The sequence below is a fragment of the Streptomyces albiflavescens genome, from assembly GCF_014645835.1.
Taxonomy (GTDB): domain Bacteria; phylum Actinomycetota; class Actinomycetes; order Streptomycetales; family Streptomycetaceae; genus Streptomyces; species Streptomyces albiflavescens.
The window spans coordinates 193,037-217,546 of record NZ_BMMM01000018.1 but is presented as its reverse complement, the minus strand read 5'-3'; the positions used below and the strand labels follow the sequence as shown (position 1 = coordinate 217,546).

Below are 24,510 nucleotides of genomic sequence, written 5' to 3'. Positions count from 1 at the left end.
TCAGACCGCCCTCATCAGCAGGGTCGCGGCGATGAGGATCGCCGCACCGCCGAACATCGAGACCGCGTAACTGCGCGCATAGCCGTTCTGCAGTTTGCGGAGCCGCCCGGAGAGGCCACCCATCGAGGCCGCCGTGCCGTTGACGACCCCGTCGACCAAGGTGTGGTCGACGTACACCAGGGAGCGTGTGAGGTGCTCACCGCCGCGCACCAGCACGACGTGGTTGAAGTCGTCCTGGAGCAGGTCGCGCCGGGCGGCCCGGGTGAGCAGGGAACCGCGTGGGGCGACGACCGGGACGGGACGGCGCCCGTACTGGGCGTACGCGATTCCGGCGCCGACGACGAGCAGCACCATGGTGGCCAGGGTGACCGTGAGAGCGCTGACGGGCGAATTGCCCTCCGAGTGCCCGGTGACCGGCTCCAGCCAGTGCACGAAACTGTCGCCGATGCTGAAGAGACCGCCCGCGAAGACCGATCCGAAGGCCAGCACGATCATCGGGATCGTCATGGACCTGGGCGACTCGTGCGGGTGCGGCTCATGGCCTTCGGTATCGGGCTGCCAGCGCTTCTCCCCGAAGAAGGTCATGATCATCACGCGCGTCATGTAGAACGCGGTGATCGCGGCACCCAGCAGAGCCGCGCCGCCGAGGATCCAGCCCTCGGTGCCGCCCTTGGCGAAGGCCGCCTCGATGATCTTGTCCTTGGAGAAGAAGCCGGACAGGCCGGGGAAGCCGATGATGGCGAGATAGCCGAGGCCGAAGGTGACGAAGGTGACGGGCATGTACGTCCGAAGGCCGCCGTACTTCCGCATGTCGACCTCGTCGTTCATGCCGTGCATGACCGAGCCGGCGCCGAGGAAGAGCCCGGCCTTGAAGAAGCCGTGCGTCACCAGGTGCATGATCGCGAAGACATAGCCGATGGGGCCGAGGCCCGCCGCCAGCACCATGTAGCCGATCTGCGACATCGTCGAGCCGGCCAGCGCCTTCTTGATGTCGTCCTTCGCGCAACCGACGATCGCACCGAACAGGAGCGTGACGGCGCCGACCACGGTGACGACGAGCTGTGCGTCGGGCGCCGCGTTGAAGATCGCGCCCGAGCGGACGATCAGGTACACACCCGCGGTCACCATGGTCGCGGCGTGGATGAGGGCCGAGACGGGAGTCGGGCCCTCCATCGCGTCCCCGAGCCAGGACTGCAGCGGCACCTGGGCGGACTTGCCACAGGCTGCGAGCAGCAGCAGCAGGCCGATGGCGGTGAGCTTGCCCTCGCCCGTCTTGCCCACGCTGTCGAACACCGGCCCGAAGGCGAAGGTCCCGAAGGTCGTGAACATCACCATGATGGCGATCGACAGGCCCATGTCGCCGACGCGGTTGACCAGGAAGGCCTTCTTCGCGGCGGTGGCGGCGCTGGGCTTGTGCTGCCAGAAGCCGATCAGCAGGTACGAGGCGAGACCGACGCCCTCCCAGCCGACGTACAGCAGAAGGTAGTTGTCGGCGAGGACGAGCAGCAGCATCGCCGCGAGGAACAGGTTCAGATAGCCGAAGAAGCGGCGGCGGCGCTCGTCGTGCTCCATGTACCCGACCGAGTACAGGTGGATCAGCGAGCCGACGCCCGTGATCAGCAGCACGAACGTCATGGACAGCTGGTCGAGCTGGAAGGAGACGTCGGCCTGGAAGCTGCCGACCGGGATCCAGCTGAACAGGTACTGGCTGATGGCCCGGTGCTCCGCGTTCTTCCCCAGCATGTCGGCGAAGAGCACGATGCCGATCACGAAGGAAGTGGCCGCGAGAGCCGTACCGATCCAGTGGCCGACGGCGTCCAGCCGCCGTCCGCCGCACAGCAGTACGACCGCTCCGAGCAGAGGCGCCGCGATCAGCAGCGCAATCAGGTTCTCCACGATTCAGCGACCCCTTACAGCTTCATCAGGCTGGCGTCGTCGACCGAGGCCGAGTGGCGGGAACGGAACAGCGACACGATGATCGCGAGCCCGACCACGACCTCCGCGGCGGCGACGACCATCGTGAAGAAGGCGATGATCTGGCCGTCGAGATTGCCGTGCATACGGGAGAAGGCGACGAACGCGAGGTTGCAGGCGTTGAGCATGAGCTCGATGCACATGAACACCACGATCGCGTTCCGCCTGATCAGCACGCCCGTGGCGCCGATCGTGAACAACAGGGCGGCGAGATAGAGGTAGTTGACCGGGTTCACTTCGACCCCTCTCCCGAGTTCGTGCGCTCCAGGCGCTCCTCGGCGCGCTGCTCCAGGGCCTTCAGGTCGCTCAGCGCCTCGGTCGACACGTCACGGATCTGCCCGCGCTCACGCAGCGTCTTGCTGACGGTCAGCTCGGACGGGGTGCCGTCGGGCAGCAGGCCCGCGATGTCCACCGCGTTGTGCCGGGCGTAGACACCGGGGGCCGGCAGCGGCGGTACGTGCTTGCCCTCCCGTACACGCTGCTCGGACAGCTCGCGCTGGGTCTTGGCGCGCTCGGTGCGCTCGCGGTGCGTGAGGACCATGGCACCGACGGCGGCCGTGATGAGCAGGGCGCCGGTGATTTCGAAGGCGAACACGTACTTCGTGAAGATGAGGGCGGCGAGCCCCTCCACATTGCCGTTCGCATTCGCCTTGGCCAGGCCGTTGAAGTCCTTGATGGACGCGTTGCCGATGCCCGCGATCAGCAGGATGCCGAAGCCGAGCCCGCACACCAGGGCCAGCCAGCGCTGGCCCTTGATGGTCTCCTTCAGTGAGTCCGCCGCGGTGACGCCGACGAGCATGACCACGAAGAGGAACAGCATCATGATCGCGCCGGTGTAGACGACGATCTGCACGATGCCCAGGAAGTACGCGCCGTTGGCGAGGTAGAACACCGCCAGGACGATCATGGTTCCGGCGAGACAGAGCGCGCTGTGCACGGCCTTCTTCATGAAGACGGTGCACAGGGCGCCGACCACGGCGACGGTGCCGAGGACCCAGAACTGGAAGGCCTCTCCGGTGGAGGTGGAGTAGGCGGCGAGCTGCGCGCTCATGCCTGCACCTCCTCTCCAGCGGCCGTGCCCGAAGGGCTTGCCAATGGATGAAGCTCGCCCTTGGAGACGGCCACTTGGCGCTCGGTGCCGGGCGCCGCCTCCGTCACCAGGCCCCGGTAGTAGTCCTGCTCGTCCATGCCGGGGAAGATCGCGTGCGGCGTGTCGACCATGCCCTCGTCGAGACCGGCGAGCAGCTGCTCCTTGGTGTAGATGAGGTTGGCGCGGCTGCTGTCGGCGAGCTCGAACTCGTTCGTCATCGTGAGCGCGCGCGTGGGGCACGCCTCGATGCACAGGCCGCACAGAATGCAGCGGGCGTAGTTGATCTGGTAGACGCGGCCGTACCGCTCGCCCGGCGAGTAGCGCTCCTCGTCGGTGTTGTCCGCGCCCTCCACATAGATGGCGTCCGCGGGGCAGGCCCAGGCGCACAGTTCGCAGCCGACGCACTTCTCCAGGCCGTCCGGATGGCGATTGAGCTGGTGCCGGCCGTGGAACCGCGGGGCGGTGGTCTTCTGTTGCTCCGGGTACTGCTCGGTCAGCCGCTTCTTGAACATGGCCTTGAAGGTCACGCCGAAGCCGGCGACGGGGTTCTGGAAACCGGGCTTGGTCTCCTTCGGCTCCTCAGCCATCGGACCCCTCCTTTCCGTCACGAGATCCGTCAATCGATCCGTCACTCGCAGTATCGGACCCACCACTGACAATCAACTCCCGCTCGCGGCGCGGGCGGCGCCGCGGCACCGGCGGAAGCTCCTGTCCCGGCAGCGGCGGTACGGGGAATCCGCCCGCCATCGGGTCGAAGGCGGCGGGTTCGGCGGGCGCCTCCTGGGCTCCCTGCTTGTCACGGAAGATGTCCACGACGAACGAGAGCAGCAACAGGACGAGGACGCCTCCGCCGACGTACAGGGCGATGTCCGCGAAGTCGTAGTTCTCGTTCCTCAGCGTCCGTACGGTCGCGACGAGCATCAGCCAGACCACGGAGACCGGGATGAGGACCTTCCAGCCGAGCTTCATCAACTGGTCGTAGCGGACGCGCGGGAGGGTGCCGCGCAGCCAGATGAAGAAGAACAGCAGCAGCTGCACCTTCACCACGAACCAGAGCATCGGCCACCAGCCGTGGTTGGCGCCCTCCCAGAAGGTGCTGATGGGCCAGGGGGCCCGCCAGCCGCCCAGGAAGAGCGTGGTCGACACGGCCGAGACCGTCACCATGTTCACGTACTCGGCGAGCATGAACAGCGCGAACTTGATGGACGAGTACTCGGTGTTGAAGCCGCCGACCAGGTCGCCCTCGGACTCCGGCATGTCGAAGGGGGCGCGGTTGGTCTCGCCCACCATCGTGATGATGTAGATCAGGAACGAGACCGGCAGCAGGATGATGTACCAGCGGTCGTTCTGCTGCTCGACGATCGTCGAGGTCGACATCGACCCGGAGTAGAGGAACACCGAGGCGAAGGCGGCGCCCATGGCGATCTCGTACGAGATCATCTGCGCGCAGGACCGCAGACCGCCCAGCAGCGGGTAGGTGGATCCGGAACTCCAGCCCGCGAGCACGATCCCGTAGATGCCCACCGAGGCGACCGCGAGGATGTAGAGCAGCGCGATCGGCAGGTCGGTGAGCTGCATCGTGGTGCGGTGGCCGAAGATCGAGATCTCGTTGTCGGCCGGTCCGAAGGGGATCACCGCGATCGCCATGAAGGCCGGGATGGCCGCGACGATCGGTGCGAGGACGTAGACCACCTTGTCCGCGCGTTTGACGATGACGTCTTCCTTGAGCATCAGTTTGACGCCGTCGGCGAGCGACTGGAGCATGCCCCAGGGGCCGTGCCGGTTCGGGCCGATGCGCAGCTGCATCCAGGCGACGACCTTGCGCTCCCACACGATGGAGAACAGCACGGTCACCATCAGGAAGGCGAAGCAGAAGACCGCCTTGACGACGACCAGCCACCAGGGGTCGCGGCCGAACATGGAGAGGTCTTCAGCGGCGAGGTACGGGCTCATGCCTCCACCTCCTTGGGGGCCGCGGCAGCCAGGGTCGCCGGGCCGATGTGGACGAGGGCGCCGGGCAGCGCCCCGGTGTCGGAGGCGACGCCCCCTCCGGTGGAGTTCAGCGGGAGCCAGACCACCCGGTCGGGCATCTCGGTGATCTGCAGCGGCAGTTCGACCACTCCGGAAGGACCGGTCACAGCGAGGAGATCGCCGTCCTTGACGCCCGCCTCGGCGGCCGTGGCGGCCGACACGCGCGCGCGTGCGGCGTGCCGGGTCCCGGCGAGCGCTTCGTCGCCCTCCTGGAGGCGGCCCAGGTCGAGCAGCAGCCGGTGCCCGGCCAGTACGGCCTCTCCGGCGGCGGGGCGCGGCACCTGGGCGGCGACGGCCAGGGGCTCGGTGGCCCGAGGTCCGTCCCAGGCACCGAGCCGGTCCAGCTCCGCGCGCGCGGTGCGCAGATCCGGCAGACCCAGGTGTACGTCCATGGCGTCGGCCAGCATCTGCAGGACGCGCGCGTCGGTGGGCGCCAGGCGGCGGGTCATCTGGTCGGGCTTGAGCGCTGCCTCGAAGAAGCGGGCCCGCCCTTCCCAGTTGAGGAAGGTGCCCGCCTTCTCGGCGACCGCGGCGACCGGAAGGACGACATCGGCGTGCTCGGTGACCTCGCTGGGGCGCAGTTCCAGCGACACCAGGAAGCCCACTTCGGAAAGCGCCGCACGCGCGCGTGCCGGGTCGGGAAGGTCGGCGACCTCCACACCCGCGACCACCAGGGCCTGCAGTTCGCCACCGGCGACGGCCTCGACGATCTGACCGGTGTCGCGGCCGTAGCGGTGCGGGAGTTCGGAGACTCCCCAGGCCGCCGCGACCTCGTCCCGCGCGCGCGGATCGGTGGCCGGACGTCCGCCCGGCAGCAGTGACGGCAGCGCGCCTGTCTCGATCGCGCCGCGCTCCCCGGCCCGGCGCGGAATCCACACCAGCTGGGCACCGGTCGCGGTCGCGGCCCGCACGGCGGCGGTGAGCCCGCCCGCCACGGCCGCGAGCCGCTCGCCGACGGCGATCACCGCACCCTCGGCGCGCAGCGCCTCGGCGGCCTTGGCACCGTCGCCCTCCAGGCCGACACCGCTCGCGAGCGCGTGCAGCCACTCGATCTCGGTGCCGGGCGCGGCCGACAGCAGCGTGCCGCCCGCCTTCTCCAGACCGCGCGTCGCGTGCGTGGCGATCGAGAAGGTCTTCTGTCCGTGTCCCCGCCACGCCTTACGCAGCCGCAGGAAGACGCCGGGCGCCTCCTCCTCCGACTCGAATCCGGCGAGCAGGACGGCGGGCGCCTTCTCCAGAGTGGTGTACGTGACGCCCGTACCGTCGAGGTCGCGTCCGCGTCCGGCGACCCGGGCGGCCAGGAAGTCGGCCTCCTCGGCGCTGTGCACGCGCGCGCGGAAGTCGATGTCGTTCGTGTCGAGAGCCACGCGCGCGAACTTGCTGTACGCGTAGGCGTCTTCGACGGTGAGTCGACCGCCGATGAGGACGCCCGTCCGGCCGCGGGCGCCCGACAGCCCCTCGGCGGCGATCGAGAGAGCCTCTGGCCAGGAAGCGGGCACGAGCTCACCGGACGCGTCGCGAACGAGAGGTGTCTCCAGCCGGTCCCGCTGCTGCGCGTACCGGAAGGCGAACCGCCCCTTGTCGCAGATCCACTCCTCGTTGACCTCGGGGTCAGGAGCCGCGAGCCGCCGCATGACCTTGCCGCGCCGGTGGTCGGTGCGGGTGGCACAGCCGCCGGAGCAGTGCTCGCACACGGAGTGCGAGGAGATGAGGTCGAAGGGGCGCGAGCGGAAGCGATACGCCGCCGACGTGAGCGCGCCCACCGGGCAGATCTGGATCGTGTTCCCGGAGAAATACGACTCGAAGGGGTCACCCTCACCGGTGCCGACCTGCTGGAGCGCGCCCCGCTCGAGCAGCTCGATCATCGGGTCGCCCGCGATCTGGTTGGAGAACCGGGTGCACCGGGCGCACAGCACGCACCGTTCGCGGTCGAGCAGCACCTGGGTGGAGATCGGCACCGGCTTCTCGTACGTCCGCTTCTTGCCCTCGAAGCGGGACTCGGCGTTGCCGTGCGACATCGCCTGGTTCTGCAGGGGGCACTCGCCGCCCTTGTCGCAGACGGGGCAGTCCAGCGGGTGGTTGATGAGCAGCAGCTCCATCACACCGTGCTGGGCCTTCTCGGCCACCGGGGAGGTGAGGTGGGTCTTGACGACCATCCCGTCCGTGCACGTGATCGTGCAGGACGCCATCGGCTTGCGCTGGCCCTCGACCTCGACGATGCACTGCCGGCAGGCGCCGACGGGGTCGAGGAGCGGATGGTCGCAGAAGCGGGGGATCTCGATGCCGAGCTGTTCGGCTGCCCGGATGACCAGGGTGCCCTTGGGCACGCTGATCTCCACGCCGTCGATCGTCAGCGAGACCAGATCCTGCGGCGGAACCGCAGCCTCTCCTCCACCGGAGGGAGCGCTGGTGGTCACCGTCATGCGTTCACCTCCGTGCGGTCGGCCCAAGCCGTGGACTTGGCCGGGTCAAAGGGGCAGCCGCGGCCCGTGATGTGCTGCTCGTACTCCTCGCGGAAGTACTTGAGCGAGGAGAAGATCGGCGAGGCGGCGCCGTCGCCGAGGGCGCAGAACGACTTGCCGTTGATGTTGTCGGCGATGTCGTTCAGCTTGTCGAGGTCGGACATGACGCCCTTGCCCGCCTCGATGTCGCGCAGCAACTGCACGAGCCAGTACGTGCCTTCGCGGCACGGTGTGCACTTGCCGCAGGACTCGTGGGCGTAGAACTCGGTCCAGCGGGTGACGGCGCGGACGACGCACGTCGTCTCGTCGAAGCACTGCAGGGCCTTGGTCCCGAGCATGGAACCCGCGGCACCCACTCCTTCGTAATCAAGAGGGACGTCGAGGTGCTCGTCGGTGAACATCGGCGTAGAGGAGCCGCCCGGCGTCCAGAACTTCAGCCGGTGGCCGGGCCGCATTCCGCCGCTCATGTCGAGGAGTTGGCGCAGCGTGATGCCGAGCGGGGCCTCGTACTGGCCGGGGCTGGCGACATGGCCGCTGAGCGAGTAGAGCGTGAAGCCCGGGGACTTCTCGCTGCCCATCGACCTGAACCATTCCTTGCCCTTGTGCAGAATTGCGGGAACTGACGCGATCGATTCGACGTTATTTACAACAGTCGGGCACGCGTAGAGGCCCGCGACGGCAGGGAAGGGGGGACGAAGTCGCGGTTGACCACGGCGGCCTTCGAGCGAGTCGAGCAGTGCGGTCTCCTCACCACAGATGTACGCGCCCGCGCCCGCGTGCACGGTGAGCTGGAGGTCGAGTCCGCTGCCCAGGATGTTCTCGCCGAGGTAGCCCGCCGCATAGGCCTCTCGTACGGCCTCGTGCAACCGCCGCAGCACCGGGACCACTTCACCGCGCAGATAGATGAACGCATGCGAAGACCGGATGGCATAACACGCGATCACAATGCCCTCGATGAGGCTGTGCGGGTTCGCGAAGAGGAGTGGGATGTCCTTGCAGGTTCCCGGCTCCGATTCGTCGGCGTTGACAACTAGATAGTGAGGCTTGCCATCACCCTGGGGAATGAACTGCCATTTCATTCCCGTCGGGAATCCCGCGCCACCGCGGCCTCGCAGTCCGGAGTCCTTGACGTACGCGATCAGGTCGTCCGGCGACATGGCCAGCGCCTTGCGCAGCCCCTCGTACCCCTCGTGCCTCCGGTAGACGTCGAGCGTCCAGGACTCGTCCTCGTCCCAGAAGGCCGACAGCACGGGTACGAGCAGCTTCTCGGGGCTCGTCTCGTTGAGCTCGGGTGCCAAGGTCATCACTCCCCCTCCTCTGCGGCCGGGCCGGACGGCCGCTCATTCTGAGGATCCTCACCACGCGGATGTACTACGCGCGCAGGCTGCGTCTCGCCCTTGGCCAGGCGCAGCCCGATCAGTGATGCCGGGCCCGCGCTGCCGCCGGCCTCGACCGCTCCCTCACGCTCGTCGGGGAAGCCCGCCAGGATCCGGGCGGTGTCCTTGAAGGTGCACAAGGGGGCGCCGCGGGTGGGTTCGACCTGTGCTCCCTCGCGCAGGTCGTCGACGAGGCGCTTGGCGGAGTCGACGGTCTGGTTGTCGAAGAACTCCCAGTTGACCATCACGACCGGTGCGAAGTCGCAGGCCGCGTTGCACTCGATGTGCTCCAGGGTGACCTTGCCGTCGTCGGTGGTCTCGCCGTTGCCGACGCCCAAGTGGTCCTGGAGGGCCGCGAAGATCGCGTCACCGCCCATGACCGCACACAGGGTGTTGGTGCAGACACCCACCTGATAGTCACCGCTCGGCTTGCGCCGGTACATCGAGTAGAAGGTCGCGACCGCGGCGACCTCGGCCGTGGTCAGACCGAGCATGTTCGCGCAGAACTGCTGCCCCGTGCGCGTGACATGGCCCTCCTCCGACTGCACGAGATGCAGCAACGGAAGGAGCGCCGAGCGGGAGTCCGGGTAGCGGGCGATGATCTCGCGCGCATCCGCCTCGAGCCGGGCTCGAACGTCGTCCGGGTAGGCGGGCGCGGGCAGTTGCGGCATGCCCAGGCTGACGCCCTCGGGGGTGGTGGTCACCGGTCGACGCCTCCCATCACGGGGTCGATGGACGCGACGGCGACGATGACGTCGGCGACCTGGCCGCCCTCGCACATCGCCGCCATGGCCTGCAGGTTGGTGAAGGACGGGTCGCGGAAGTGGACCCGGTAGGGGCGGGTGCCTCCGTCGGACACGGCGTGCACCCCGAGCTCACCCTTGGGCGACTCGATCGCCGCGTACGCCTGTCCCGGCGGGACGCGGAATCCCTCGGTCACCAGCTTGAAGTGGTGGATCAGGGCCTCCATGGAGGTGCCCATGATCTTCTTGATGTGGTCGAGGGAGTTGCCGAGACCGTCGGGGCCGAGCGCGAGCTGGGCGGGCCAGGCGATCTTCTTGTCGGCCACCATGACCGGGCCGGGCTGCAGCCGGTCCAGGCACTGCTCGACGATCCGCAGGGACTGGCGCATCTCCTCCAGACGGATCAGGAACCGCCCGTAGGAATCGCAGGTGTCGGCAGTCGGGACGTCGAAGTCGTACGTCTCGTAGCCGCAGTACGGCTGGCTCTTGCGCAGGTCGTGCGGCAGACCGGCGGAGCGCAGGATCGGGCCGGTGGCGCCGAGGGCCATGCAGCCGGCCAGGTCCAGGTAGCCGACGTCCTGCATACGGGCCTTGAAGATGGGGTTCCCGGTGGCGAGCTTGTCGTACTCGGGAAGGTTCTTCTTCATCTTCTTCACGAACTCGCGGATCTGGTCCACCGCCCCCGGAGGCAGGTCCTGGGCGAGTCCGCCGGGGCGGATGTACGCGTGGTTCATCCGCAGGCCGGTGATCAGCTCGTAGATGTCGAGAATGAGTTCACGATCACGGAAGCCGTAGATCATGATCGTGGTGGCGCCCAGCTCCATGCCGCCGGTGGCGATGCACACCAGGTGGGAGGAGAGCCGGTTCAGCTCCATCAGGAGCACGCGGATGATCGTGGCCCGGTCGGGGATCTGGTCCGTGATGCCGAGGAGTTTCTCGACCGCGAGACAGTAGGCCGTCTCGTTGAAGAACGGCGTCAGGTAGTCCATGCGCGTCACGAACGTGGTGCCCTGGGTCCACGTGCGGAACTCGATGTTCTTCTCGATGCCGGTGTGGAGATAGCCGATGCCGCAGCGGGCCTCGGTGACCGTCTCGCCGTCGATCTCCAGGATGAGGCGGAGCACACCGTGCGTGGAGGGGTGCTGCGGCCCCATGTTGACGATGATGCGCTCGTCGTCGGACTTCGCCGCGGACTGGGCGATCTCGTCCCAGTCGCCACCGGTGACCGTATATACCGTGCCTTCGGTCGTCTCCCGGGCCGCAGCGGATGCTGCAGAAGAAGGGGTCTGCGTGCTCATGAGTACGACCTCCGCTGGTCCGGAGCCGGGATCTGGGCGCCCTTGTACTCGACGGGGATGCCGCCGAGGGGGTAGTCCTTGCGCTGCGGGAAGCCCTGCCAGTCGTCCGGCATCATGATCCGCGTCAGCGCCGGGTGACCGTCGAAGATCAGCCCGAAGAAGTCGTACGTCTCGCGCTCGTGCCAGTCGTTCGTCGGATAGACGGAGACGAGCGAGGGAACGTGCGGGTCGGCGTCGGGGGCGCTGACCTCCAAGCGGATCAGCCGGTTGTGGGTGATCGAGCGCAGGTGGTAGACGGCGTGCAGCTCGCGGCCCTTGTCGCTGAGGTAGTGCACTCCGCTCACGCCCGTGCACAGTTCGAAGCGGAGAGCCGGGTCGTCGCGCAGGGTCTGGGCGACGCGGACCAGGTACTCGCGTTCGATGTGGAAGGTGATCTCGTCGCGGTCGACGACTGTCTTCTCGATGGCGTTGTCGGGGATGAGTCCCTGTTCCTCCAGGGCGCCTTCCAACTCGTCGGCGACCTCGTCGAACCAGCCGCCGTAGGGGCGGGCGGCCGGACCGGGTAGCCGGACGGAGCGGACCAGGCCGCCGTAGCCGGAGGTGTCGCCACCGTTGTTGGCGCCGAACATGCCGCGCTGGACGCGGATCTCCTCGCCACCCTCGCCGCGCTGGCCGGGGAGGTTCTGGGCGCCGAGGTCCTTCTCGGGGTTGACGCCGTTGCCCGACGTGTTCGCCCCGTTACCGTTCGCGTCGCTCACCGCAGCAGGCCCTTCATCTCGATGGTGGGGAGCGCCTTGAGCGCCGCTTCCTCCGCCTCGCGGGCCGCCTCCTCGGCGTTCACGCCGAGCTTGGAGGTCTGGATCTTCTGGTGGAGCTTGAGAATCGCGTCCATCAGCATCTCGGGCCGCGGCGGACAGCCGGGCAAATAGATGTCGACCGGCACGATGTGGTCGACACCCTGCACAATGGCGTAGTTGTTGAACATTCCACCCGATGAGGCGCAAACCCCCATGGAGATCACCCACTTGGGGTTGGGCATCTGGTCATAGACCTGCCGCAGCACCGGCGCCATCTTCTGGCTGACCCGGCCGGCCACGATCATCAGGTCCGCCTGGCGCGGTGATCCGCGGAAGACCTCCATGCCGAAGCGCGCCAGGTCGTAACGCCCGGCACCGGTCGTCATCATCTCGATGGCGCAGCAGGCGAGTCCGAACGTGGCCGGGAAGACGGACGCCTTGCGCACCCAGCCCGCAGCCTGCTCGACGGTGGTCAGCAGGAATCCGCTCGGCAGTTTTTCTTCGAGTCCCATGTCTTAAAGGCCCCTCAGTCCCATTCCAGGCCGCCGCGCCGCCATACGTACGCGTACGCGACAAAGACGGTGAGCACGAAGAGCAGCATCTCCACGAGCCCGAAAACACCCAGGGCGTCGAAGGTGACGGCCCAGGGGTAGAGGAAGACGATCTCGATGTCGAAGACGATGAAGAGCATCGCCGTCAGGTAGTACTTGATGGGGAAGCGCCCGCCGCCGGCCGGCGTGGGGGTCGGCTCGATACCGCACTCGTAGGCTTCGAGCTTGGCGCGGTTGTACCGCTTCGGACCGATCAGCGTGGCCATGACCACGGAGAAGATCGCAAAGCCTGCCCCGAGGGCTCCCAGTACGAGGATCGGCGCATACGCGTTCACGCTCCTCGCTCCTCTCAGTCGGCACTGACTGGTGGCGGTTCGGCGGGCAAGCGCTCCGCTCCACCAGACCCACGAGCCCCACCCGTCCCGGTGAAGATCGCGAACATGTGAAGCAGGTCACAAGCCCAACTGCCTCGCATCCTATGCCCGCCGGTCTGTGATCTGCGACACGGGGTATTACACAAGCTTTGTGATCTCCACCACCTGACGAACGATCATGAAGTCGGATGAGCAGTGATCTTCATACGCGAAGCGTCCGGGTGATCACCAGAGGTGACATTTCCGCTCGTCACCGCAGGTCCCGGGCGGCGTCTCCATATCAAGAGACTTCCTCTGCATGCAAATTGGTGCTGGACGTGGCGCCTTGATAGAGGACCGCATTCACACCTCAGGGGGAGGTGCGTGGACGGGTGTGGACGCGTGCACGCGTTCACGAGCGGAAGAGGCGGGGACTCACGCGCGGGACGCCACCTCCGCGGTGACCGTTCCGTGACCTGCGCCACATCTCCCTATGGGTCAGATAAGCCGGGCTTGGCCATCCGTTCAAACCAGTGGTAGGCGGCAGGCAATTCGGACGTAATGCGGAAAGCCCTTGATCACGGCCTTGATGGGTCGTGTCCGCAATGCCCGTTACGGCGTCAATAAAGAGTGACGCGAGCCAAATTCGGCCGCGGATTGAACAACTGTGGCGCACCACACGTTTCTTGAAGGTATGGAGGAGCCCCTGGTACCGCTTGTACCCATGTCCCACACCGCTCACATACGAAGCCACCGGAAGCCCCGCCGCAATGCGACGTCGCTCGCGATGCGCGCCGGAGTTGCCGGTGGCGTTCTCAGCACCCTGGCAGTGGCCGGTGCGTCGGGTGCGGCGAACGCTGCCGAATCCACGACACAGACTCTCGAACTGCCCACCCTGACGGCCGACCTGGCTACCCAGGTCGCCCAGTCGGCGGACGCCACACAGCAGGCCGCGGCCAACTACGAGCTGCAGGCGGAGCGTGACGCGGCCGCCGCCAAGGCCGCCAAGCAGGCCAAGGCCGACCTCGCCGACGCCAAGAAGAAGGCGGAGGCCAAGAAGAAGGCGGCCGCCGAGGCCGCCCGCAAGGCCGCCGCCGCCCAGGCCGCCTCGCGCTCCTCGGAGCGGACCACCCTGTCCGCGTCCGCCTCCACGAGCTCGAACGTCTCCGCGCCGGCCAGCGGCAGTGTCGCCACCGTCATCGCCTTCCTCAAGGCGCAGGTCGGCGACGCCTACGTCATGGGCGGCACCGGCCCCAACGCGTGGGACTGCTCCGGTCTCGTGCAGGCCGCGTTCAAGCAGGTCGGCGTCGACCTGCCGCGCGTCTCGCAGGACCAGTCGACGGCCGGTACGCCGGTCTCGCTGTCCAACGTCCAGGTCGGCGACATCCTGTACTGGGGTTCGGCCGGCTCGGCGTACCACGTGGGTGTGTACATCGGTAACGGGCAGTACCTGGACGCCGCCAACCCCTCCAAGGGTGTGGTGATTCAGGACCTTTCGGGCTACCCGGCGACGGGTGCGGTGCGGGTCCTCTAAGGCGCACGAACCACACGGCTTGAGGGCCGCCGCCTCGGGGGCGGCGGCCCTTTCGCCCCATCCGGGGTGAATTGCCCTGGATCGAACTCGCTCTACCCGAGGTCGAATGTGTTGGGCAGGCCCAGCTTGTAGCGGAGTTCGTCCACGCGCTTGAGGGGTTCCATCTCCGGCGGCCGGTACAGCTCCCAGATCTCACACCGTTCGGCGCCCGAATTGTCCGCATCCAGGAGTGCGTTGACGGCTCGGCGTGCGGACTCGTTGGCGCCTTCCATGGTCGCCAGGTCCACGTCGGTGCGGATGTAGTCGCCCGCGAGGAAGAAGTTCGGCACCGCCGTGCGGGCGGACGGGCGGTTGTAGAGGGTCCCTGTCGGGTGGATGAGGAGCGGCTCGCGGTTCTGCGGGTCCGGACCGCCGAGGCCCGTCACCGCCGGGTCCATGAACCAGCCGAGCCGGTCGGCGTCCATGAGCGTCGTCTTCCCGGAGTCGTTGAGGCCGTCCTTGAGCTGCGCCCAGGTCTCGGCGACGATCTCCTCCTTGGTGCACTCACGGGCCGTCTTGCCGTACAGGATCCCCGGCTTGTCCCACTCGGAGACGATGGCCGAGAGGCAGTCGTGGGCGCTGCCGTCTCCGTAGTCGGCCGAAAAGTCGCGTACGTCCCAGAATTGGGCCTGTCCGATGCCTGTCACCGACCATGGTGAGTCGAGGCAGTTGATGTGCCCGTGCACCACGGGCGTCGGCGTGCGCAGATAGAACTGGATTCCCACCATCCAGTCCGTCTTCAGGGCATCGCACTTGGCGAGCTGCGGGTCGGCGGCGCGCAGAGCCGGGCCCCAGGTCCCGCGCGCGTGCTCCACCGGCATCGCCGAGACGTAGTGGTCGGCGGTGATCGTGCGTTCCTGGCTTCCGTCGGGGGCCGAGACGCGTACGCCGGCGACACGTCCGCCCGCGTACAGAACCTCGCGCACCTGGGTACGCATGACGAACTCGACGCCCAGCGAGCGCAGATACGCCTCCCACGGCGCGATCCACGCCTCGCTCGTCGGGGCGTTGAGGACGCGGTCGACGGCGGCCTCGCCGTCCATGCCACGGCCGAGCAGGCCCCACAGCAGCAGCGCCTCGATGATGACGCGGCCGACGGTACGTGTGGAGGCGACCTCGGCGCGGGTGGCGACGAGGTTGCGGGTCTGGCCGATGCCGAGGAGCGTCTGGTACTCCGTGCTCATCTCCTCGGCACGGATGAAGTTCCACCAGGAGGTCTTCTCCCACTGGTCCTCGCGGCGGGCGTCGCAGCTGGTGAGGTGGACGAGGAGACGGTCGGCGAAGTACGCGGCCTCGTGGGCGGGCAGCCGGGTGCCCAGGTCGAGGACGGACAGCAGCTGGTCGCGGATCCAGGACGGGGTGATGTCACCGGGCGCGGGCGGGGTGGTCACCCGCCGCAGCGGGAAGTGCAGATCGGGCCGGCCGCCCGTGCGGGCGAAGAGGGCCTCGGTGCCGCCGCGGAGGTTGTCGTGGACGCCGTTCGCGTTGCCGGGGAAGGGAATCCGGCGCATCACATCCGGGAGATTCCGGTAGAAACCGGGGAAGAACCTGAAGCCGTGTTCGCCGGGCAGCGGCTTGCGGCCGCCGCCGGCCGTTCCGGGGACGTCCATCGAGCGGGCCTTGCCGCCGAGGACGTCGTAGTACTCGTAGACGGTCACCGCGTAGCCCCGCTCGGCGAGTTCATGGGCAGCGCTGAGGCCGGAGACACCACCCCCGAGGACGGCGATGCGCTTGCCGGAGGCGGCGCTCGCGCTCCCGGGCCATAAGGCGACGGCGCCGAGGGCGCCTCCGGCACCGGCGAGGAAGCGTCTGCGTGAGTGTCCGATGTGCTCCTGGGACTGTTCCGAATGTTCTGTTGTCATGAGTACGGGAGGGTAGGGAGCGGCGCCGGAGGCCGGAAGGCCACGGCCCGGCCGCCCACAGCATCCACACACCAGCCGAAGGAGAACCAGCCATGCCCCGTGTGTTCGTCCAGGGAAAGCCCGTCACGTCGTACCCCCGGTTGACGCCGGAGGCCGCTCGCGGATCGGTGCGGCGGATCACCGAGGTGGGTGAAGAGGTGTTGCACAAGGCGTGCCGGGACGTGACCGAGTTCGGTCCCGACCTCGCCGCGCTCATCGACGACATGTTCCTGACGATGTACGTCGCCGACGGGGCCGGGCTCGCGGCCAATCAAGTAGGTGTCGACCTGCGGCTGTTCGTGTACGACTGCCCGGACGACGACGGGGTCCGGCACGTCGGCCACATCGCCAACCCGGTCCTGGACCCGCTCGATCCGGCCGGCCGACGCCTCCTCGACGAGGGCGAGGGATGTCTGTCCGTACCGGGCGCCGTGATGGACGTACCCCGTCCCGATCGCGCTGTCGTACGCGGCGTCGACCGGGACGGGAACGCCCTGGTCATCGAGGGCACGGGGTATTTCGCCCGCTGTCTCCAGCACGAGACCGACCATGTCAACGGTCGCGTCTATCTGGACCGGCTCTCCAAGCGGGAGCGGAAGGACGCCTTGCGGCAGGTCGCCGAGGGGCGCGAGCGGGTGCTCGCCCGCCGCGCCGTCAAGGAGACCGAACTCAGCCGGTAGTGCGGGGAGCTACGCCTTCGGAGCCACCTTGGTAAGACCCGGTGAGAGGTGGTCGCCTTGAATGATCAGGCTTTCGGGGCCACCTTCGACAGGCCGTTGATGATGCGGTCCATCGCGTCGCCGCCCGTCGGGTCCGTCAGGTTCGCGAGCATCTTCAGCGTGAACTTCATCAGCAGGGGGTGGGTCAGGCCGCGCTGGGTGGCGATCTTCATGACCTTCGGGTTGCCGATGAGCTTCACGAAGGCGCGGCCGAGGGTGTAGTAGCCGCCGTAGGTGTCCTTGAGGACGCGCGGGTAGCGCTGCAGGGCCAGTTCACGCTGGCCCGGAGTGGCGCGCGCATGGGCCTGGACGATGACGTCGGCGGCGATCTGGCCGGACTCCATGGCGTAGGCGATGCCCTCGCCGTTGAAGGGGTTCACCAGACCGCCGGCGTCGCCGACCAGCAACAGCCCCTTCGTGTAGTGCGGCTGGCGGTTGAAGGCCATGGGGAGGGCGGCGCCGCGGATCGGGCCGGTCATGTTCTCGGGGGTGTAGCCCCAGTCCTCCGGCATGGACGCGCACCACGCCTTCAGGACCTCCCGCCAGTCCAGCTCCTTGAAGGAGTCGGAGGTGTTGAGCACACCGAGGCCGACGTTCGACGTGCCGTCGCCCATGCCGAAGATCCAGCCGTAGCCGGGCAGCAGACGGTCCTCGGGACCGCGCCGGTCCCACAGCTCCAGCCAGGACTCCAGGTAGTCGTCCTCGTGACGCGGGGAGGTGAAGTACGTACGGACCGCGACGCCCATCGGGCGGTCCTCGCGGCGGTGCAGGCCCATTGCCAGGGAGAGCCGGGTGGAGTTGCCGTCCGCGGCGACGACCAGCGGTGCGTGGAAGGTGACCTCGCGCTTCTCGCCGGTGTCACCGAGCTTGGCGTGGACGCCGGTGATGCGGCCGGTGCGGTCGTCGATGATCGGTGCGCCGACGTTGCAGCGCTCGTACAGCCGCGCGCCCGCCTTCTGCGCCTGCCGCGCCAACTGCTCGTCGAAGTCGTCCCGCTTGCGTACGAGGCCGTAGTCGGGGAAGGAGGCGAGATCGGGCCAGTCCAGCTGGAGGCGGACGCCGCCGCCGATGATGCGCAGGCCCTTGTTCCGCAGCCAGCCGGCCTCCTCCGAGATGTCGATGCCCATCGAGACAAGCTGCTTGGTGGCACGCGGGGTCAGCCCGTCACCGCAGACCTTCTCGCGCGGGAACGCGGTCTTCTCGAGGAGCAGGACGTCCAGTCCCGCCTTCGCCAGGTAGTACGCGGTGGTGGAACCGGCTGGCCCGGCCCCGACGACGATGACATCGGCGGTGTTTTCGGAGAGGGGCTGGGGCTCGGTCACGGCGGGTTCTCCCCAAGATGCGAAATCAACGTGCCGACGGGCACTGGACATGGGCAGTCTATGCAGCGGTACTGATCACCTGGATGAAGGGCTGCCCCCGTGAACCGAGCTCTCCCCGACGTACAGCTCCGCGTCCCCATCGACGAGGACGCCTTCGCCTGGCACCGGGTCTTCGCCGACCCGGAGGTCATGGAATTCCACGGCGGCCGGGCGGCCGAGCTGTCCGTGTACGAGGAGCTCACCGCGCGGCAGCGGCGGCACGACGCGGAGCTCGGATTCTGTCTGTGGACGATGGTCGGCTCCGACGGTGAGGTGCTCGGTTTCACAGGGGCGCAGCCGTGGCCGAAGGATTGGGGCCCCACGGGCGAGATCGAGATCGGCTGGCGGCTCGGGCGGGCGCACTGGGGCAAGGGGTACGCGACGGCGGCCGGGCTCGCCACCCTGGACAGGGTGCGCGCGGCGGGCGTCTCCCAGATCGTCGCCATGGTCAGAGCCGACAACGAGCGGTCCATCGCCGTGACCCGGCGCCTGGGCATGGAACTGGCCGAACGTTTCCCCCACCCGACGCTGGGGCAGCCCGCGCACTGCTACCGACTGGCCCTCTGACGGCTCCCGGCACGCCACCCGACGGCTTCCGGAATGGCCTGGGCGCGGCTTACCCTTCCGGTACCGCTGGGGGTGATGTCTGTGCGCATAACACCCAAGACACCCGAAGTGCGCGTACCGCGGCTCGTGGGCCTGATGGCCGTGGACGCGCGTGAGACGGCCGAGGCGCGAGGTGTCATGCTCGCCGCGCCCGACCGGCCCGACTTCCATCTCACGGTCGTCGACTACGTCGTACGCCAATATCCCCCGCCCGGCGTCGAGGTCCCGCGCGGCGCCGTGGTCACCGTGTGGTTCGACCTCGGTGACTCCGAGGGCGGTGGCGCGGGGGTGCGCGAGCCGCGGCTGCCGCGGCCGCCGTCGGGCGGGATGCGCCGCGAGCTCGACGAGCCGGGCGACCCGTTCGAGGTCCTCAGGTGAGTTGCCGGCGGGTCGGCGTCGGCGGCGGTGAAGCGATTACGCGGCCTTGAAGCCCCGGTGCAGCGCCACGACCCCGCCCGTCAGGTTCCGCCAGGCCACCTTCGACCAGCCGGCCTTGCGCAGCCGCTCGGCGAGTTCGGGCTGGTTCGGCCAGGCGCGGATGGACTCGGCGAGATAGACGTACGCCTCGGGGTTGGAGGAGACCGCGCGGGCGACCGGCGGCAGCGCGCGCATCAAGTACTCGGTGTACACCGTGCGGAACGGCGCCCAGGTGGGGTGCGAGAACTCGCAGATCACGACGCGGCCGCCGGGCTTGGTCACCCGGTACAGCTCGCTCAGCGCGGCGTCGGTGTCCTGCACGTTGCGCAGTCCGAAGGAGATCGTGACCGCGTCGAAGGTGTCGTCCTTGAAGGGCAGCTTCGTCGCGTCCCCCGCGGTCAGGGGCAGCCAGGGGTGGTTCTTCTTGCCGACCCGCAGCATGCCGAGGGAGAAGTCGCAGGGCACGACGTACGCGCCCGTGCGGGCGAAGGGCAGGGACGAGGTCGCGGTACCGGCCGCCAGATCCAGGATCTTCTGCGCGGGCCGCGCGTCGACCGCCTTCGCGACCTCCTTGCGCCATCGCCGGTCCTGGCCGAGGGACAGCACGTCGTTCGTGAGGTCGTACCGTTCCGCCACGTTGTCGAACATCGAGGCGACTTCGTGCGGCTGCTTGTCCAGGGATGCGCGGGTCACGAACCCATTGTGGCAGTACGGACCGGGCGACTCTCCAGCACCCGGCCGCAGCTTCGGGCACTATCGAGGGCACTCATCTAGAGCCCCACCTTCATGCACACCTTTGTACTGGTCAGGGCCATTTTTCTGGGTGTGTAGAAAGGCGCCGGCCCCTCCCCCGTAGACCGTGGGGGGTCCGGCGCCGTCCGGCTGTCACCGGGTTTCTGCGGGTGGCTGCGGCAAATACGTGGCGAAGTTTCCGGAGCCGCTCAGCCTGCCTCAGGCAGCTGGGGGAGGTCTTCCTGCGACTGAGCGCGCTAGTCGGCCCCTGTGCATCTCAGTTGGCCACTCCGGCGCTCAGCTTGTTGTTCAACGCCTCGCCTCGAAGTGGCCCGGGACGGCGCGGCCCGCCGACCGACCCTCGCCCCTTACCCGAACGGGTGTGCGCAGCATCCGTATGCTCCGGGCATGAAGCTCTTCCGGTCGCGCGGCCGAAACGATGCCGGGCAGATGTCGAGATCCCCGTTGGCCCAGGCGACGGTCCTGTTCCAGGCCGGGCGCTATGCCGAGGCGGAGGCCGAGGCCCGCGCCGTGGCCGCGGCCCGGTCCCGGTCGCGCGACGACCCGTATGCACCGCTGGCGTTGAGCATGGCCGCGCTCGCGACGGCCGCCCAGGGCCGCCATGCCGAGGCCCTCGCCGGATACGACGCACTGCTGCCGGTCTTCGGCAGGATCTTCGGCGCCGAACACCCACAGACCCTGAAGCTGCGCTCGGACCGCGCCCAGACGCTGAGCGCGCTCACCCGGCACGCCGAATGCGAGGCAGAGTGCGCGGCCGTCGCCCGGGCCGCAACCCGCGGCACAGGGCCGGATATGCCGCTCATAGCGGCGGCCGCGAGCAACGGACTGATCTATGCCCTCAACGCGCAGGGCCGCCACCCGGAGGCCGAAGCGCTCGCCCGCGAAGCCCTCGCTGCCCATCGTGTATCGGACCGGTTCGCCCTGGTCCTGCGGATCGGTCTGGCTCGTAGCCTCAACGGCCAGGCCCGCTACAAGGAGGCTCTCGCCGAGGCGGAGTGCGCCGACGAGCTGAGCCGCAGCCTGTCCGAGGAGCGGCGCCGACCGGAGACTGGCGCTGTCGAGCTTGCCGTGGCCTCCGCCCTCCTGGGCCTGGGCCGCGATGCCGAGGCTCGCACCCGGGCCGCGGTCGCCCACGACGCCTGCCTGGCCGCCTTCGGTCCGGACCACCACCGCACCGCCGAGGCCCGGGCGCTGCTCGACCGCATCGATCGCGCTTGACTGGACGCGCAACGCCACCATCTACCTGGTGGCACGCCACATCGTGGGCGGTTCGTCCGGCTACCGCGACGAGCCGGGGCGAAGGCCGCGCACGTCCCACCGAAACTCTCGTTCGGCGGGCTCAGCGCTCTAGTCGGCCAGTCGGGCCGACTAGAGTGCTCACTCACACTTCCCCTGCCTCCATCCGCCTCTTGAGATCGGGTAGTTGGCCAGAGACACAGCGGGCGTAGGTTGCCAGGAGGATCGGCACGCTGTTGCCTGCCCACTCAGCGACCTGCGCAGCCGGGATCCCGTCGTTGAGCCACTTGGTCAGACGGGTGTGGCGCAGGTCGTACACACGCCTTCCGGTTGGGGACTCGAACTCGTGCGGGGCGAGCACTGCTTGACGGGCGCTCCGCCACGCTCGGCGGATGACGCGGCTCGCGAGTATGTCCCCCTTCTCGCCCTGGAACAGGACGTCGCCCGGCTTAAGGTTCTCCGCCTCGATGTGCCGGTGGAGGATCCGCGTCAGCGAGGGGTGCCCCGGCACGCCACGGCTGTCATCCGCCGCACGCCCCTTCAACCCACGCTTTTCGTGAATCTTCCCATCGTCGGTCCAGTTCTTCCCGACCTCCGGCCGCGCTGTGTGGAACAACAGCTCGCACCACTGATCCGTGGCGTCTTCGTCGGGCAGACGGACGTCCGCGACGCGCATCGCCACGACTTCTTCCGGGCGCGGACCGGCGTAGTACATCGTGGCGAAGAACGCGTGCAGCCGCTTGCCGCCGCGGGGGCGGCGCCGGATCCAGCCCAGAAGGTGGGCCGCCTGCTCCGGGTTGAGGAGAGCACGCTTGTCCACCGCAGACGACGTCTTGGGCACCGCCCCTCTGCCCTTCGGCAGAGGGTTCGTACGCAGAGCCCGGTGCTTCACCGCGTACTCCATGGCCACGTTCAGAATCCGCCGGTTGCGCTTGACAGAACTGGCCGCGGCCCGCGTGCCGTCCAGTTTGGCGCCCAAGGTGCGCAGGACTTCATCGAGCTTGCCCGGGTCCTCCCAAGCAGCCATAGACATCGCGGAGGCGGAGCTCCTGATCGACCGACTGACCCAAGACGACCTGCAGGGCGAGGAGTTCACCGACCGGTACACGGAGGCGGTGGAGCAGCTCATTGAGGCGAAGCGGGAGCACAAGGAACCGCCCCGGGCCGAGGAACCAGAAGTCCCGAGCCAGGTCGTCGACCTGATGGCAGCCCTCAAGGAGTCCGTGCGCAAGGCGCAGGAGTCGCGCGGCGAGGACGCCACCGTCCACGAGATGCCGAAGAAGAAGGCTGCGGCCAAGAAGGCAGCGAAGAAGACGCCCGCGAGGGAGACCGCGGCGAAGAAGACGAGCAAGAAGACGGCGGCTCGCAAGCCGCGGGGCAGTGCCTAGTCGAGGATGCCTAGCTCGGTGTCCGGTCGGCAGTGCGGGCAGGCCGGCACCCCACCCTCCGTGAGTGCCCGCACCGCCTGGTCCCGCTCCACTCCGCGGCTCCGCTTCCCGGCATTCCAGCAGCCGCCGACGTGGACGTACACGGGCTCGCGCCCTGAGAGGCCCTGCTCGATCAGCCAGTCCGGCGCCGGCGGCCGGGCCGCGATCCCGCGCTGCCGCTCGTCCTCGCACTGCCTTTCGGCCTCGATCCATCGCCGCGTGCGCGCCAGATCCTGCTCCTGGACGCGCTCCAGGAAGCGCAGCAGATCGAGGCGGGTACGCCGGCGCGGATCGTTCACATGTTCGAGTCTAGGCCTGTTCGGCCAGGTCACCGCCACGGGGTCTGATCGTCGCCGGATCCCACACGTAGTGCCGACTGAAAGCGACCATGGCCCGCCATTCCGGCTCATAGAACCGCGGCTGCACCCACGCGACGGACCGGCCGCCCGGCCCGTTGAAGTGGGCCCGCAGCCCACCCTCGTGCCAGCAGCCACCCACGCGCACCTCGACCGCGCGGTGCGGCCAGTAGGAGACCGGCCGGCCGTGGAAGCAGTCGAGCATGTCGTCGCCCGCGATCACCGCGTCGCCGTCCTGCGCCGTGGCCTCGACGGTCGCGGGAACGTGTCGTTCGGTGTAGTGCAGGCTCATGCGGTCGGGGTCCCATACGACCCAGGCCATGCGGATCGTGGGCCGGGGCCAGTCGACGATGACGAGCAGGACGCGACTGCCGTCCGGTCGGGCGCAGTACTCCAGCACCTGGGTCTTCTGCCGTCGGCCTGCCCGCTGGAGCGTGAGCGTGAGCCCCGAGCGGGCGAATTCGATGTCTCGCCAGTCCGGCATCTGATCCGGCACCGGGAGGGCGACCTCTTCCGCATCACGCCATTCGCGCATGCGTTCGAATGTAGCGGGACGCGTGAGACGGCACGAGACCCCATACGAGTGATGGCACGAGGGGGTGAATCGCTGGGCGCGAAACTTTCCCTACTTGATCAAGCCGGCTCGCTCCGCTCACCGCGCAGGCCCGCCCCTCGGCCAGGCCTGCGCTCCTGTCCCTGCCCCGCTCCAGCCGGGCCAGCGCCCGTGCCGCGCCCACAGCGGTCAGCCACCTAGAGATCTTTAACGGTGCGGGTTACGTCGGGTCGTGACGGCTCCCGTGGGATGCGCTATGCCGGGAAGTGAGGTATCCCGATGGCGGTGGGCTGACGGCCGAGGAGCGGGCTCGGCGTGAGCAAGTGCGGTTCGAAGCCGCTGATCTGATCGAGGCCGGGGCCAGTGACCGGGAGGTGGCCCGGCGGTTCTGGGTGACCCGGATGTCGGCGAACCGGTGGCGGCGTGCGTTGGCTTCGGGCGGTCGGCAGGCTTTGGCCTCCAAGGGTCCCGGCGGGGCGCGCGGGAGGGCGACTTGGAACAGGCGCTCGTCATGGGCGAGCGCGCCCTCGAAGGCGAGCGCCAGTCCGCCCCTTCGCTCATCATGACGAGCCGCGAGCTGGCAGCCGAGATGAGGAGTTCCCACCCGCCACGTGCTTCCGGGCCGACTCGGACCCAGCGTGCCCGACGGGTCGGCACGGTCCCTGCGACTCTCCTGGCTACGCTCGCGCGGGAGCGCCCCGCAGCGCGTGGCTGCGGGACGCCTAGTGGGTTTAGTCGACCATCTGCCCGTCGCCCGTACCGCCCTTGCAGGTGTTGTTCGCCCAATTGACTGTTCCGCCGCCCTGCTCGCACTCACCCGGGGTGAGGCTGGCGACGGTGCCGGCGGTGGCGGTGGCGGCGCTCGTGAGGCCGAGTCCGGCGAGGGCTGCCGTGGCGATGACGGCGGCGAGGATTCGTCGAATGCGCATTTGG

Annotated in this window: 25 protein-coding genes and 1 pseudogene; 7 read left to right on the top strand and 19 right to left on the bottom strand. The window is 68.6% G+C overall.

Annotated features, from left to right (window positions below; genetic code table 11):
- The 12 genes from nuoL to IEY95_RS38220 are packed head-to-tail and all read right to left on the bottom strand — an operon-like array spanning position 1 to position 12,657.
- On the bottom strand, positions 1–1,896 hold the full coding sequence (nuoL, locus tag IEY95_RS38275; protein WP_189190810.1) for an NADH-quinone oxidoreductase subunit L: 1,896 nt from the start codon (positions 1,894–1,896) through the stop codon (positions 1–3).
- Positions 1,897–1,910: 14 nt separating this feature from the next.
- Positions 1,911–2,210: an NADH-quinone oxidoreductase subunit NuoK gene (gene nuoK / locus IEY95_RS38270; protein ID WP_003974374.1), complete on the bottom strand. Its 300-nt coding sequence runs from the start codon at positions 2,208–2,210 to the stop codon at positions 1,911–1,913.
- Positions 2,207–3,025: an NADH-quinone oxidoreductase subunit J gene (locus tag IEY95_RS38265; RefSeq protein WP_189190809.1), complete on the bottom strand. Its 819-nt coding sequence runs from the start codon at positions 3,023–3,025 to the stop codon at positions 2,207–2,209. Before IEY95_RS38265 ends, nuoK begins: the two co-directional genes overlap by 4 nt.
- On the bottom strand, positions 3,022–3,651 hold the full coding sequence (gene nuoI, locus IEY95_RS38260) for an NADH-quinone oxidoreductase subunit NuoI (protein WP_189190808.1): 630 nt from the start codon (positions 3,649–3,651) through the stop codon (positions 3,022–3,024). The genes IEY95_RS38265 and nuoI overlap by 4 nt, the downstream gene beginning before the upstream one ends.
- Positions 3,644–5,017, bottom strand: coding sequence for an NADH-quinone oxidoreductase subunit NuoH (nuoH, locus tag IEY95_RS38255; protein ID WP_189190807.1), 1,374 nt, complete (start codon positions 5,015–5,017; stop codon positions 3,644–3,646). The genes nuoI and nuoH overlap by 8 nt, the downstream gene beginning before the upstream one ends.
- Entirely contained in the window at positions 5,014–7,518 is a 2,505-nt protein-coding gene (locus IEY95_RS38250) for an NADH-quinone oxidoreductase subunit G (RefSeq protein ID WP_189190806.1), read from the bottom strand. The genes nuoH and IEY95_RS38250 overlap by 4 nt, the downstream gene beginning before the upstream one ends.
- Positions 7,515–8,861 (bottom strand): NADH-quinone oxidoreductase subunit NuoF, encoded by a 1,347-nt coding sequence (nuoF, locus tag IEY95_RS38245; protein WP_373294630.1) that lies wholly within the window; start codon positions 8,859–8,861, stop codon positions 7,515–7,517. Before nuoF ends, IEY95_RS38250 begins: the two co-directional genes overlap by 4 nt.
- Complete coding sequence (gene nuoE / locus IEY95_RS38240; protein ID WP_229703631.1) at positions 8,861–9,637, bottom strand: NADH-quinone oxidoreductase subunit NuoE; 777 nt, start codon at positions 9,635–9,637, stop codon at positions 8,861–8,863. The genes nuoF and nuoE overlap by 1 nt, the downstream gene beginning before the upstream one ends.
- Entirely contained in the window at positions 9,634–10,974 is a 1,341-nt protein-coding gene (locus IEY95_RS38235; protein ID WP_189190804.1) for an NADH-quinone oxidoreductase subunit D, read from the bottom strand. Before IEY95_RS38235 ends, nuoE begins: the two co-directional genes overlap by 4 nt.
- Entirely contained in the window at positions 10,971–11,732 is a 762-nt protein-coding gene (locus IEY95_RS38230; protein WP_189190803.1) for an NADH-quinone oxidoreductase subunit C, read from the bottom strand. The genes IEY95_RS38235 and IEY95_RS38230 overlap by 4 nt, the downstream gene beginning before the upstream one ends.
- Positions 11,729–12,283: a NuoB/complex I 20 kDa subunit family protein gene (locus IEY95_RS38225; protein WP_003998928.1), complete on the bottom strand. Its 555-nt coding sequence runs from the start codon at positions 12,281–12,283 to the stop codon at positions 11,729–11,731. The genes IEY95_RS38230 and IEY95_RS38225 overlap by 4 nt, the downstream gene beginning before the upstream one ends.
- A 14-nt stretch (positions 12,284–12,297) precedes the next feature.
- Positions 12,298–12,657 (bottom strand): NADH-quinone oxidoreductase subunit A, encoded by a 360-nt coding sequence (locus IEY95_RS38220; protein WP_007383963.1) that lies wholly within the window; start codon positions 12,655–12,657, stop codon positions 12,298–12,300.
- 712 nt (positions 12,658–13,369) lie between these two features.
- Here IEY95_RS38220 and IEY95_RS38215 point away from each other — a divergent pair.
- On the top strand, positions 13,370–14,209 hold the full coding sequence (locus IEY95_RS38215) for a C40 family peptidase (RefSeq protein ID WP_189190802.1): 840 nt from the start codon (positions 13,370–13,372) through the stop codon (positions 14,207–14,209).
- A 92-nt stretch (positions 14,210–14,301) separates the two neighbouring features.
- On the opposite strand, the gene IEY95_RS38210 is transcribed toward IEY95_RS38215, so the two are convergent.
- On the bottom strand, positions 14,302–16,110 hold the full coding sequence (locus IEY95_RS38210) for a hydroxysqualene dehydroxylase (protein ID WP_189190801.1): 1,809 nt from the start codon (positions 16,108–16,110) through the stop codon (positions 14,302–14,304).
- A 92-nt stretch (positions 16,111–16,202) separates the two neighbouring features.
- Here IEY95_RS38210 and def point away from each other — a divergent pair, with 92 nt between their 5' ends.
- Positions 16,203–16,829: a peptide deformylase gene (gene def, locus IEY95_RS38205; RefSeq protein ID WP_189190800.1), complete on the top strand. Its 627-nt coding sequence runs from the start codon at positions 16,203–16,205 to the stop codon at positions 16,827–16,829.
- 65 nt (positions 16,830–16,894) lie between these two features.
- Here the strand turns inward: def and IEY95_RS38200 are convergent, their stop codons facing one another.
- Entirely contained in the window at positions 16,895–18,190 is a 1,296-nt protein-coding gene (locus IEY95_RS38200) for a geranylgeranyl reductase family protein (RefSeq protein WP_189190799.1), read from the bottom strand.
- A gap of 99 nt (positions 18,191–18,289) precedes the next feature.
- On the opposite strand from IEY95_RS38200, the gene IEY95_RS38195 reads away from it, so the two are divergent.
- Both IEY95_RS38195 and IEY95_RS38190 read left to right on the top strand, forming a co-directional pair.
- A complete protein-coding gene (locus IEY95_RS38195) occupies positions 18,290–18,796 on the top strand; it encodes a GNAT family N-acetyltransferase (protein ID WP_189190798.1) in 507 nt (168 codons plus the stop codon).
- 75 nt (positions 18,797–18,871) lie between these two features.
- Positions 18,872–19,213, top strand: coding sequence for a PASTA domain-containing protein (locus IEY95_RS38190; RefSeq protein WP_189190797.1), 342 nt, complete (start codon positions 18,872–18,874; stop codon positions 19,211–19,213).
- Between the two features lie 36 nt (positions 19,214–19,249).
- On the opposite strand, the gene IEY95_RS38185 is transcribed toward IEY95_RS38190, so the two are convergent.
- Positions 19,250–19,945 carry a demethylmenaquinone methyltransferase gene (locus IEY95_RS38185; RefSeq protein WP_189190796.1) on the bottom strand — a complete coding sequence of 232 codons (696 nt, stop codon included), beginning with the start codon at positions 19,943–19,945 and terminating at the stop codon, positions 19,250–19,252.
- A gap of 447 nt (positions 19,946–20,392) precedes the next feature.
- Here IEY95_RS38185 and IEY95_RS38180 point away from each other — a divergent pair, with 447 nt between their 5' ends.
- Positions 20,393–21,223 carry a tetratricopeptide repeat protein gene (locus tag IEY95_RS38180; protein WP_189190795.1) on the top strand — a complete coding sequence of 277 codons (831 nt, stop codon included), beginning with the start codon at positions 20,393–20,395 and terminating at the stop codon, positions 21,221–21,223.
- A gap of 163 nt (positions 21,224–21,386) precedes the next feature.
- On the opposite strand, the gene IEY95_RS38175 is transcribed toward IEY95_RS38180, so the two are convergent.
- Complete coding sequence (locus IEY95_RS38175; RefSeq protein ID WP_229703630.1) at positions 21,387–22,145, bottom strand: tyrosine-type recombinase/integrase; 759 nt, start codon at positions 22,143–22,145, stop codon at positions 21,387–21,389.
- A 97-nt stretch (positions 22,146–22,242) separates the two neighbouring features.
- Here IEY95_RS38175 and IEY95_RS38170 point away from each other — a divergent pair, with 97 nt between their 5' ends.
- Entirely contained in the window at positions 22,243–22,629 is a 387-nt protein-coding gene (locus IEY95_RS38170; RefSeq protein ID WP_229703629.1) for a Ku family protein, read from the top strand.
- Here the strand turns inward: IEY95_RS38170 and IEY95_RS38165 are convergent.
- Both IEY95_RS38165 and IEY95_RS38160 read right to left on the bottom strand, forming a co-directional pair.
- Positions 22,626–22,967: a DUF6233 domain-containing protein gene (locus IEY95_RS38165; RefSeq protein WP_189190792.1), complete on the bottom strand. Its 342-nt coding sequence runs from the start codon at positions 22,965–22,967 to the stop codon at positions 22,626–22,628. The genes IEY95_RS38170 and IEY95_RS38165 overlap by 4 nt on opposite strands.
- A gap of 10 nt (positions 22,968–22,977) precedes the next feature.
- Positions 22,978–23,559, bottom strand: coding sequence for a hypothetical protein (locus tag IEY95_RS38160; RefSeq protein WP_189190791.1), 582 nt, complete (start codon positions 23,557–23,559; stop codon positions 22,978–22,980).
- A gap of 284 nt (positions 23,560–23,843) precedes the next feature.
- On the opposite strand from IEY95_RS38160, the pseudogene IEY95_RS49615 reads away from it, so the two are divergent.
- Positions 23,844–24,059 (top strand): annotated as a pseudogene (locus IEY95_RS49615) (helix-turn-helix domain-containing protein); the annotation flags it as partial.
- A gap of 249 nt (positions 24,060–24,308) precedes the next feature.
- Here the strand turns inward: IEY95_RS49615 and IEY95_RS38150 are convergent.
- Entirely contained in the window at positions 24,309–24,506 is a 198-nt protein-coding gene (locus tag IEY95_RS38150; RefSeq protein ID WP_189190790.1) for a hypothetical protein, read from the bottom strand.
- Positions 24,507–24,510 lie beyond the last annotated feature (4 nt).

What these genes read in the sequence shown, in the direction of transcription:
- IEY95_RS38265 (WP_189190809.1), bottom strand. Translation starts at nt 3,025, where the DNA reads ATGAGCGCGCAGCTCGCCGCCTACTCCACCTCCACCGGAGAGGCCTTC.
- nuoI (WP_189190808.1), bottom strand. Translation starts at nt 3,651, where the DNA reads ATGGCTGAGGAGCCGAAGGAGACCAAGCCCGGTTTCCAGAACCCCGTC.
- nuoH (WP_189190807.1), bottom strand. Translation starts at nt 5,017, where the DNA reads ATGAGCCCGTACCTCGCCGCTGAAGACCTCTCCATGTTCGGCCGCGAC.
- IEY95_RS38250 (WP_189190806.1), bottom strand. Translation starts at nt 7,518, where the DNA reads ATGACGGTGACCACCAGCGCTCCCTCCGGTGGAGGAGAGGCTGCGGTT.
- nuoF (WP_373294630.1), bottom strand. Translation starts at nt 8,861, where the DNA reads ATGACCTTGGCACCCGAGCTCAACGAGACGAGCCCCGAGAAGCTGCTC.
- IEY95_RS38235 (WP_189190804.1), bottom strand. Translation starts at nt 10,974, where the DNA reads ATGAGCACGCAGACCCCTTCTTCTGCAGCATCCGCTGCGGCCCGGGAG.
- IEY95_RS38225 (WP_003998928.1), bottom strand. Translation starts at nt 12,283, where the DNA reads ATGGGACTCGAAGAAAAACTGCCGAGCGGATTCCTGCTGACCACCGTC.
- IEY95_RS38215 (WP_189190802.1), top strand. Translation starts at nt 13,370, where the DNA reads ATGGAGGAGCCCCTGGTACCGCTTGTACCCATGTCCCACACCGCTCAC.
- IEY95_RS38210 (WP_189190801.1), bottom strand. Translation starts at nt 16,110, where the DNA reads ATGACAACAGAACATTCGGAACAGTCCCAGGAGCACATCGGACACTCA.
- def (WP_189190800.1), top strand. Translation starts at nt 16,203, where the DNA reads ATGCCCCGTGTGTTCGTCCAGGGAAAGCCCGTCACGTCGTACCCCCGG.
- IEY95_RS38190 (WP_189190797.1), top strand. Translation starts at nt 18,872, where the DNA reads ATGTCTGTGCGCATAACACCCAAGACACCCGAAGTGCGCGTACCGCGG.
- IEY95_RS38180 (WP_189190795.1), top strand. Translation starts at nt 20,393, where the DNA reads ATGAAGCTCTTCCGGTCGCGCGGCCGAAACGATGCCGGGCAGATGTCG.
- IEY95_RS38175 (WP_229703630.1), bottom strand. Translation starts at nt 22,145, where the DNA reads ATGGAGTACGCGGTGAAGCACCGGGCTCTGCGTACGAACCCTCTGCCG.
- IEY95_RS38160 (WP_189190791.1), bottom strand. Translation starts at nt 23,559, where the DNA reads ATGCGCGAATGGCGTGATGCGGAAGAGGTCGCCCTCCCGGTGCCGGAT.
- IEY95_RS38150 (WP_189190790.1), bottom strand. Translation starts at nt 24,506, where the DNA reads ATGCGCATTCGACGAATCCTCGCCGCCGTCATCGCCACGGCAGCCCTC.